General features: G+C 38.2%; 10 protein-coding genes. 7 read left to right on the forward strand and 3 right to left on the reverse strand.

Annotated features, from left to right (window positions below; genetic code table 11):
- Positions 1-310 (reverse strand): hypothetical protein (locus ACP5NR_RS07465; RefSeq protein ID WP_428006208.1); only part of this gene is annotated, 310 nt, incomplete at its 3' end.
- Positions 311-811: 501 nt separating this feature from the next.
- On the opposite strand from ACP5NR_RS07465, the gene ACP5NR_RS07470 reads away from it, so the two are divergent.
- From ACP5NR_RS07470 to ACP5NR_RS07490, 5 genes are all read left to right on the forward strand, one after another.
- Positions 812-1,975 carry a sigma 54-interacting transcriptional regulator gene (locus tag ACP5NR_RS07470; protein WP_428006209.1) on the forward strand — a complete coding sequence of 388 codons (1,164 nt, stop codon included), beginning with the start codon at positions 812-814 and terminating at the stop codon, positions 1,973-1,975.
- 99 nt (positions 1,976-2,074) lie between these two features.
- On the forward strand, positions 2,075-3,427 hold the full coding sequence (locus tag ACP5NR_RS07475; RefSeq protein ID WP_428004383.1) for a sigma 54-interacting transcriptional regulator: 1,353 nt from the start codon (positions 2,075-2,077) through the stop codon (positions 3,425-3,427).
- A 75-nt stretch (positions 3,428-3,502) separates the two neighbouring features.
- Positions 3,503-4,243, forward strand: coding sequence for an SDR family NAD(P)-dependent oxidoreductase (locus ACP5NR_RS07480; RefSeq protein WP_428006210.1), 741 nt, complete (start codon positions 3,503-3,505; stop codon positions 4,241-4,243).
- A 13-nt stretch (positions 4,244-4,256) separates the two neighbouring features.
- Positions 4,257-4,991, forward strand: coding sequence for an ATP-binding cassette domain-containing protein (locus ACP5NR_RS07485; protein WP_428004381.1), 735 nt, complete (start codon positions 4,257-4,259; stop codon positions 4,989-4,991).
- Entirely contained in the window at positions 4,988-5,947 is a 960-nt protein-coding gene (locus tag ACP5NR_RS07490; RefSeq protein WP_428004380.1) for a SufB/SufD family protein, read from the forward strand. The genes ACP5NR_RS07485 and ACP5NR_RS07490 overlap by 4 nt, the downstream gene beginning before the upstream one ends.
- A gap of 25 nt (positions 5,948-5,972) precedes the next feature.
- Here the strand turns inward: ACP5NR_RS07490 and ACP5NR_RS07495 are convergent, their stop codons facing one another.
- On the reverse strand, positions 5,973-7,820 hold the full coding sequence (locus ACP5NR_RS07495; protein WP_428004379.1) for an HsdM family class I SAM-dependent methyltransferase: 1,848 nt from the start codon (positions 7,818-7,820) through the stop codon (positions 5,973-5,975).
- A gap of 113 nt (positions 7,821-7,933) precedes the next feature.
- Between ACP5NR_RS07495 and ACP5NR_RS07500 the strand changes: the two genes are divergently transcribed.
- Together ACP5NR_RS07500 and ACP5NR_RS07505 are read left to right on the forward strand one after the other, a co-directional pair.
- On the forward strand, positions 7,934-8,251 hold the full coding sequence (locus ACP5NR_RS07500; protein WP_428004378.1) for a helix-turn-helix domain-containing protein: 318 nt from the start codon (positions 7,934-7,936) through the stop codon (positions 8,249-8,251).
- Entirely contained in the window at positions 8,248-8,997 is a 750-nt protein-coding gene (locus ACP5NR_RS07505; RefSeq protein ID WP_428004377.1) for a hypothetical protein, read from the forward strand. The genes ACP5NR_RS07500 and ACP5NR_RS07505 overlap by 4 nt, the downstream gene beginning before the upstream one ends.
- A gap of 19 nt (positions 8,998-9,016) precedes the next feature.
- Here the strand turns inward: ACP5NR_RS07505 and ACP5NR_RS07510 are convergent, their stop codons facing one another.
- A complete protein-coding gene (locus ACP5NR_RS07510; RefSeq protein ID WP_428006211.1) occupies positions 9,017-9,754 on the reverse strand; it encodes a Rossmann-like domain-containing protein in 738 nt (245 codons plus the stop codon).
- Positions 9,755-9,878: the final 124 nt, after the last annotated feature.

Below are 9,878 nucleotides of genomic sequence, written 5' to 3' on the forward strand. Positions count from 1 at the left end.
CAAGTGCAACACCTTGACCGTCGTTGCTGCTATAATTTGCCGCATTACCAATGACGAGAGCATAACTTGAATTTACGATTTCACCGCTGAGAAGATTTCCGGAAGCGCCGCAGAATGTCGCATCGTAAGCCGTTGCGGTTGCAACGTAACCTGGAACGACGTAAATGTTCGACACAACCTGTAAAGATGCCTGCGAGCATGTCGCACCCGTTGTTATAGGTCCATTACCCGTTGTAGAAATGGTTCCGGCCAAAGCCATTACACCTAACGCCAACATCGCAATTACACTAAGAATAAGAACTTTTTTCATACTTGTTACCTCCCTTTGAGAATTTTGAATTTTTTCATGAAATTTCAGTTCATAAAACTACCGAAAACGATGTGAAACCCGACTATGAATTCCCTCCCAAAATGACTTTCCTTTTCCTCTCACGCCCTCTCACAAGAATTTTTTTACCGTATACCAGAGATAAAAGTTTCTTCATCATAACTGCGTCAACTTATATTAGCAAGATGCGTGCCAAAGTTTTGGGATGCCAAAAATTTTATTTTTTTATGGCAAAGGCATTAAAGAATTTAGCAGTTAAGCCAAATGTTTGAGAGATGTTTGATGTTAGAATTTAGGAACTGGCAAGACATCTGAGGATCGATTGTTCCAGCCGTGTCGCGTCAGTTCCCGTAAGATCGCAAAGATCCCAGATTACATGAGATTTTTTTGATAAAATTTTATGGCATGAAGTCTGCTATAATAAAAAATGTAGGGGTTCGGAAATGGTAGGGTAAGAAACAAAGACGCAGAATGGAGGTGCCCATGAGAGCATACTTTTTAGGCTTCAACTTCAAAGACTCAATAGAAGTCAAGATGAGATCTGCTGAGATCCACAAAATAAGCACGCTTTCTCAGTTGAAAAGAATCGGAGAAGAGAAAGTACTTTGCATAAACGGGGCATCTGATAGTTCTATCGACAGGGCACGGGTCGGATCTATTGCTCAGGAAGCGAAGGATGAAAAAACACATGTCGTTGTCGTGAGAGATGACAAAGATCATTTCAAAGAGTTTGAGCGGGAGATGGCATTCATAGACGGACCAAGTCTCAAGTCCAGCGAGATAGTTGCAAACTTCGTGAGCATGGTAAGGTCTTCAATGCAGAAATTCGTTGGCGAGAGCAGAGAGATAATGGAGTTAAAGTCGAAGATATTTAACGCCTGTTTTTCGGATAGAAACTTTTTTATAACGGGAGAAAGCGGAAGCGGAAAGCATTTGCTCGCAGAGGTTGTCCATGGCGCCGGTTTGAGGTCCGGAGGGCCTTTTATTTTGTTTCGCGATGAATATGATTTAAAAACGACTTTATCCGATTTAGATGAAGGACACCTTTTTATAGAAGAGTTGAATTCGATTTCACAGGGAAACCAAAAAACGATATGTGACTTTTTTGGCAAAAGAAATCCGGATTTGAGGATCATATCTTCGACAAGAAATACGGAAAAAGATTACGGTTTTACGTGCCTTAACGAAGTGGTGCTTAAGATCCCGCCGCTGAGAGATAGAAAGTCAGATGTACCGGTGCTAACGGATTATTTCATAAAAAGTGCCGGTTACGATTGTCATTTTGAAGAACTTCCACTTGAGATGCAGGACAGACTTTTGGGATACAGTTATCCCGGAAATGTAAGAGAGTTAAGGGATATAATCAACGATTACTTGTTCAACGACCATTCGGAAAAAATTTTTCAGAATATATTCATATCTAATTTTATATCAAGCATCATCTTTGAAATCATGGATAAAAGCAAATCGACCACTTTGGATGGATTAAAAGCGGAGATAAGTAAATGGTTCAGCGACAATTACGTTAAAGGCTTGCTTAAGAATTTCAAATGGGATGAGGATAAATTTTCAAATATCTTTGGATATTTTGTCAATAATTTGAAAATTTTAACTGAAAAGCGTGGCATTTCGAAATTCAAGTTTTGAATAATTTTAACTCTTCCATCTTCTTGTTTAATTACCGTTAAAAAATATGATATAATAAAAAGTCCTACCAAAAGATTTTAAACCCGTGGGGGTGAGAAGATGGAACTCCTTTTTGTTGGTTTTTCTTCGATAGATCTTGTGAAAAAGATAAGCAAGTCCGATCACATAGTCGAGTGTATGGATATAAGCAAAATCGACAACTACATAGATAACCAAAGAAGAATTTTGTTTATAAACGCTTCAAGCGACGGCAAAGTAGACAGGAGCAAGGTTGGTAATTTTATAAGAAGCGTGAAGAAAACCTTCTCGACAAAGATCGTCGTTGTCACCGATGAGTCTAAAATCCACCAAAACATTTCTTACGGCACGGTGAACTTATACAAGCAACCGAATGAAACCGGCGAAAAAGTTTGCATCGATTTTGGTCAGACGGTAAAAAATGCGCTTGATTCGATTGTCGGAAACAGTTCTCACATCAAAGAGGTAAGGACAAAAGTATTTGACATGATCTTTTCAGACCCTCATGTTTTGATACTCGGAGAGACAGGGACGGGCAAAAATTTGCTTGCCAACGCAATTCACAAAGCAAGCATGAGAAATAAGATACCCATGATCTCCCTCAACATCACAACGTTGCCGGAATCTCTGCTTGAAAGCGAGTTGTTCGGGCACACAAAAGGTGCTTACACCGGAGCGGATGCGGCAAGAGAAGGGCTTATAGGGCAGGCAGATAAGAGCCATTTTTTCCTCGATGAGATCGGAGAACTTTCGGTTGAGATTCAGACAAAACTTCTCAACGTTATAGAAGACGGAAAATATTACGTCGTGGGAGGATCCGGCTCAAGAGAGATTGACATAAAATTCATATCCGCGACAAACAGGGAAAGTTATTTCTTAAGAAGAGATCTGCTTTTTAGACTTTCGGAGGAAACGATAGAATTGCTTCCTTTGAGAAGCAGAAAGGAAGATATTCCGCCGCTTGTCGATTTTTTCTTCAATCAACTTGATTACGAAATCAAATTTTCCGATCTTCCGGAGGAGGTACAAAACAAGTTGATAGCCTACAGTTATCCCGGAAACGTCAGAGAACTTCAGAATATAATAAAAAGATACGCATCAAGCAACACACTCGATTTGACAACGCATACGATGGATACATCTGTGACAAAGCACTTTTCAAACGGCAACGAGTACAGGTTCATAGACAATGCCATAAACGAAATCGTCGAATCAACGATAAAAAACAAGACAATTCTCCCGCTTTTGGATTTTAAAGAAAAAATTTCTTCAAAGTTTGAGATGGAGTATGTAAGCCACGTTTTAAGAAATTTCAAATGGGACAAACAATCTGTGGCAACTCAACTGGGGATATCTTACAGATATCTGAACAAACTCATAACAAAGTACAGCATGGACAGACGCGCAAAATCAAACAAGGACGATAAATCGTAAAAAAGACGATTCCTCATCCCATGCGGTTGATCACCTATTCAAAAGGTGATATAATTTGTATAGATTAAAAAGAAGGTGGACAGTTTGAACTTCAAAGACAAGGTCGTACTCATAACGGGCGCGGCATCTGGTATAGGGTTTGCGACCGCGAAAAAATTCATAGAAGCCGGATCCGTTGTCGCGGGATGCGATGTGAACGCGGAAAAACTGGAAGAATCAAGGCGCTTGTTAGGCGCCAAGTTTAGAACTTACGTCATGGATGTTACCGATACTCAAAAAGTCAAATCAGTTGTTGATGATATAGCAAAAGATTTTGGTCATATCGATGTGCTGGTTAACAACGCCGGCGCCGTTAAAGATAAACCTTTGCTTGAAAACACCGAAGAGGATTTTGATTTCACAGTGAACGTTAATCTTAAAGGCACCTACAACGTAACTCAGGCCGTCATGAAGTACATGGTGAAGCAAAATGCCGGAAATGTCGTGAACGTTTCTTCGATTGTCGGAGTCTATGGAAGTGTGGGGCAGAGTGCTTATTCTTCATCCAAAGCGGGCGTTAATGTGCTTGCGAAGGTGTGGGCAAAGGAATTTGCACGGTACGGTATTCGCGTCAATTCGATAGCCCCAGGATATGTTAGAACACCGTTAACAGCCAATTTGTCGAAAGAGAAGATAGATGAGATAAAGTCTAAAACGGCACTTGGAAGATTTGCCGAGCCCGTAGAGATAGCAAATGTGATAATCTTTCTGGCATCAGATGAGGCATCTTACCTCACCGGTCAGATAATAGGCGTTGACGGCGGAATGATCATGTGAAGGTGAGGAGAAGATGCTTGAATTAAAAAATATTTCTCTTGAACTCGGCGAAAAACCGATTCTCAAGAAATTGAACATGAAGTTTGAAGCAGGAAAGCGTTACACGATTCTCGGAAATAACGGAACGGGAAAGTCGACCGTTGCCAACGTCATAATGGGAGTCGAAGGATACAAGCCGCAATCGGGCAAGATTTATCTCGACGGCCAGGATATCACGGATTTGAGTATAAGCCAGAGGGCACAACTTGGCATAACGATAGCCTTTCAGGAAAACGTGAGGTTTGAAGGGATAAAGATTTACGATTATCTCACGCTCGGAGGAAAGATCAAAAAAAGTCTCGATGATGTGAAAAAAGCGCTTAAAATTGTCGGCCTGGGAGAAGATTACGTCAAGCGTTACGTTGACTCGTCTCTAAGCGGAGGAGAAAGAAAAAGGGTTGAACTTGCCTCCGTCTACATGATCGATCCGAAATACGTGATTTTGGACGAGCCGGATTCAGGCATAGACATGATGTCCATAGATACGATAAACATGTTCATAAATCAATTAAGAGAGAAGAATGCCACGGTGATAACCATAACCCACCGTGAGGAAATCGCCATAGATTGTGATTATTCATATCTTATATGCTCGGGTATCGTTTTTAAAGAAGGCAAGCCTGCGGAGATATCCGAATATTACAAATCGATGTGCGACGCCTGCGAGCATCCGAATGAAATTCAACTTATAAGAGATGAGGTCATATGAGAATAGCACCCGATTATTCAAAAGAGTTTGAAAAGTTGGCCGAGGCTTACGAAAAAAGCGGCGGCGATACGTCTAACTTGCTCGACAAGCGTGTTGCCTCCATAATCATAAGCGGCGATAAGGTTATAGGGCTAAACAACGTCGATGGAGTTGAAATAGAGGCCGGAAAACAGGAATTAGGCGTGTGGGCAAAGATAAAGATTTCAAAGGGCAAAAAGATCCCCATGCCAATCCATCTTTGCACAGGCTTTCTTGGCAAAGAAGGAGAACAAAGGGTTAATTTCGAGTTCATAGTGGAAGAGGGCGCAACTGTCAATTTCATATCCCACTGTTCTTTCCCGTGGTCTACTAAACTCACGCACAAGATGACCGCCATAGTCAGAATCGGAAAGAATGCCACGATGACCTATGCTGACGCGCATTTCCATTCCGAAGAGGGTGGAGTTACAGTCATCTCGGACACACATGCCATCGTTGAAGAGAACGGAAAGTACAAAAACTCTTTCGAATTGACAAGAACGCGTGTGGGAAAACTCGTCGTCAAGATGGATGTGGATTTAAAGGATGGGGCAATCGCCGATCTCGAAAGCAAAGTGCGTGGCCGTGCCGACGACGATATATCTATAAAAGAAAGTTTAGGACTTAACGGCAAAGAGGCACACGGCATAGCAAAAAGCACAATAGTCGCCACCGAAAAGACGCATGCAAGGATAGTAAACGAAGCCTTCGGTAACGCGCCTTATTCAAGGGGGCACATAGAATGCACTGAAATAACAAAAGGTGCGGATGTTGACGTTGCAACCTTGCCGGTTTTAAAAGTTACAAACGATCTTTCGGAATTGACACATGAAGCCTCTATCGGGCGTATAAATTCAAGGCAACTCGATACCATGATGGCAAAGGGTATGACCGAAGAAGAAGCCACCGAATTCATAATAAAGGGCATGCTCAGTTGATGAGTATGACCTTTTTTCCGCGACGTTAAATAGTTTTTACATAATCAGAGAGCAATTTGTTCGGCAAACGGTATAGATTCCATATATATTCTTCAAACTCATTATCATTCATAAGTAACAGATCATTTTTGTTTTCGCTGAAATTTGGAATTGAGAATTTTTCTATGTATTTTTTTTGATAACATTTATAACCTCCCGACAAATTTTCACTTGTAAGAGATATGTAGTATTCCATGACTTTCGAATTAAGAATTCTTAGAATGATTTTGATATCGGTAGTTGTCATTATTTTATTTTTCAGATCATCAAACATGGGGATTGTGTCTCTAAGAGAAGTCGAAGATCTGTTCTTTGTTTTAAAAATTAAGCCATAGCCATTGCAAAAAAGCCTTTCTGGCATCCAATCAATGAAAAAAGACGGTTTTTTACTAAAAGTGGGAGTAAGTATCTTAATGCCTTCTGCATCAAGGCTTTGATTTCTACCGTACGCATACCATGCTTCATACCTTTTTTTGCCTTTATCTCTTTTCATCAATTCCGCTTCTACACTTTTAAAATAAGATAAAGTGAAAGGGAATTTTGATTCCATTTGCGATTCAGATATAACCGAAATTCCATTTTCTTTTTTTTGATAAGGGAAGATTACCCCTAAATTTTCTGTTTTATTGCTAATTTTCATAAGTGGTCTAACGATTTGTGTCTCGATCAAGTAATCCTGGTTTTCATATTTCTTGATGAAATAGCCGTTTTTACGTTTCGTTAAATCAACAATGAACAATTTGTCTCTCAAAGTCGCTATGCCTGCCGCAAGATCACAAATGTGGTCGATCCTTTCACCGGCATTTTCAATCTTATTTATATCTTGATGTTCTCTTCTCGTTAATATATGCCATATCTTATCAGATGTGTTTATCGTGGCCTCGTCATATTTGGAATCGAAAATGTTTTCTAAATTTGGTTTAAATAATTTTACAGGCGCATATTGTTTGTTTTTAGAAACAATGATTATGCAGGAATAAACAGAAGCATTAAACATTTTTTTATCATCAAAATCCACAATAGATTCTATTTGAAAATTATCTTTAAGCCAATCACGGAATTTCCATGCGCTTTTTGAAGTAAAAAGTCCATTTGAAATTATAAATCCAAGTTTTCCATTTTTTTGTAAATTTCTTAGAAAAACTTCCATAAAAGCCATGTATAAATTATATGTTCCTGAAGTTTTAGATACATTTTTTGACAACCATTCTCTATAATCTTCGCTCAAAAATTGCCATTTCACGTAAGGGGGATTCCCAATTATATATTTGAAATTTTTTAGATCGAGTTTTAAAGCATCACCTTGAACAACATTTTTTACTTCCATTTCTCCAACCATTTCTCCAAAAGCATATGAAGTTAAGATCAAGCCAAGTTTCGTGGCAAAAACGTATTCTTCAACGATGTCAACGCCAAAAAGTATGTTTTCGATAACATAAGTAGGACTCAAATGAAAATTTTTTACGATATAATTCAAAATTCTACGCATAAAAACACCGCTTCCAGTTGATGGATCGAGAACGAATTCTCCTGAATATTCATTTCCTATTGTCAACTTGATTATGTAATCGGCAATTTTTTCAGGAGTAAATTCTATTCCAAGTGTTTTTTGTTTTCCGATTTTCATATTTCTCCAGAAGTTATCAAAATTCTTGAAAAATTCATCTTGATTTGCTTTTTTGTTTTCGAAGTCAATTTTCAAGTCAATATCTTTTAAAGATTCAATTATAATTTTATTTTTAAGGGCATTTTCAAAATGTTCTCTATTACGAGCATTAGACGCCAGAAAATCCATTATGTGCAAAGCAAGTTCGTTACTTACAAAATTGGACATATACTCACCATCCCAAAGCGATTATAGCACATGTATCATTGCGTCAACGCAATTATCATTCAAGATGTTTTATGACAAAATATAAAAGCATAGTTCATCATGGAGGCTGCAAATTGAATCAAGAAGAAAAGCGTCTTTCCGTTTTGATAGGAAATTTTGTTTCCAGAAATAGGCTAAACTTGGGATTATCTCAAGATATTTTGGCAGAAAAAGCGAATATCGATAATTCGACTTTATCTCAGATAGAAAATGGGAAAAGAATACCCAAATTGGAAACTTTTTTCAAAATTGTAGAGACTTTAAAGTATTTCTCAAGTAAGAAAAGTAATGAAAAAAAATTTCATTTCGAGAAAGATTTAAAAGAAAATTTCGAGGAGGTAGTTCAAAATATCTTACACGTTTTTGCCAATGAAGAGGACAAAGAAAAATGAAAGCAGATCTTAAAAACTACGTAGAGCAATTTCTGGAAGATTACATAAAAGGTACGTCAAAAGGTTCAATCAACAATGCAATTAGAAGTCAAAAAATAATCGATCATATTCATCAGTATGCTGTTGATTATTTAAAATCAAAAAACGTAAAAAATTCTTACATAAAAAGAAATAGAAAATGCCAAGGCTTTTTTAAAGTTAAAGAACAGGATATACTTATAACAAAATCAGATAAAAAAATATGTACAGAGCCTGAAATTTCAATAAATGTCCGTTCACAGATGAGTTCTATTCAAAAAAATTTTGATACTCTTTATGAAAGACTGATAGCAGAATCGGTCAATCTTCATAAGCAATATAAATATCTGCCATGTGGATATATTTATCTTATTCCTACACTTGGTCTCGATTCATCGGCTTTGAAAAAAGGAAAATTTAAGCCTAATGAATCTTACGATCTCGAAAAATACATATCGTCATTTTATAAAATAACTGGGAGAAAGTCTGTAAAAGGCGATGATTTCAAATATGAATCTATTGGTTTGATAATAATTGATATAAGGCCAAATAATTCTTTTGAGATTATCAATGATTTGAAATACCTTAATGAAATAGGCAGAATTTCGGATCAATTTGTTCGCGACTTCAATTCAAAGTTTATGCGTTTAGATCCGTTTAAAACAATTGATACATTACTCGAGATTTATGGGCAAAGAAATGATATCAATGAAATTATTCAAAAATAACAATCGAATTCAAAGTTTTTCAGTTGATGAGTATGACCTTTTTTCCCACTTTTTCTCTGTAAAGATTTCTTGTTCCACCTCCATGCGCTATCGTTTTTAAAGACGCAGGGCTTACAGTTGTACCGCCAAAAACTTTCACTTCGGGAAATGCTTTTGGCACCATCGGAGTGGACGGCCCTAAAAGTATTATCCTGTCGGTTTTTGCGTATTTCAATATATCGTCAAAACTTTTGTTCATCACGGTTGTGGCTGAAATCAAGAGTACGCTACATTCGGGCAGCACATTCGGAATTTCTTCGGGTGGAAGTGCCTTTTGTGGCCACGTTGTAAGCGTTCTTTCTTTTTCAAAGATGTAAAGCGTTTTTAACTGGCGCTTTATGCCACTTACCATGGGATCGAAATATCCTACCATGCCCATGACATCATCTTTGCTTAAATTCACAGCCTCCATGACATCCCCGTTCTCGTAATTTTCATCGTTAACGCACGCGTTTATCGCTGAGGTGCCCAGCGCGTTTAAAAGCACGTCCGACGAATCAAAAAGTTTTATGAATTCTTCAACACTCACACCTGTTTTGGGAAGTTCATCGTAGAGAGAACATCCCCACGGGATGGATTTTCTGTCCGTGTAAGAAACACCGGTTCTTCCATCGTCAAGAGTTACGGCACACAAACCTATACCCATCACGTAATCAACGACAGATGCACCTTTAGATTTTTCTTTGGCAATTTCTTTTAAAATATCGTATCTGTTCATTTTCAACCTCGCTTTGATTTCCATTTATAGACATGCCAAACAAAATTCAAATTTCGAATCATCGCTCCGGCAAGCGCCCCTAATGGCAGGTAGCGTGTGGCTCGTAGCACGTAGTAGAAAAGAG

The sequence above is a fragment of the Athalassotoga sp. genome, assembly GCF_049965695.1.
Taxonomy (GTDB): Bacteria; Thermotogota; Thermotogae; order Mesoaciditogales; family Mesoaciditogaceae; genus Athalassotoga.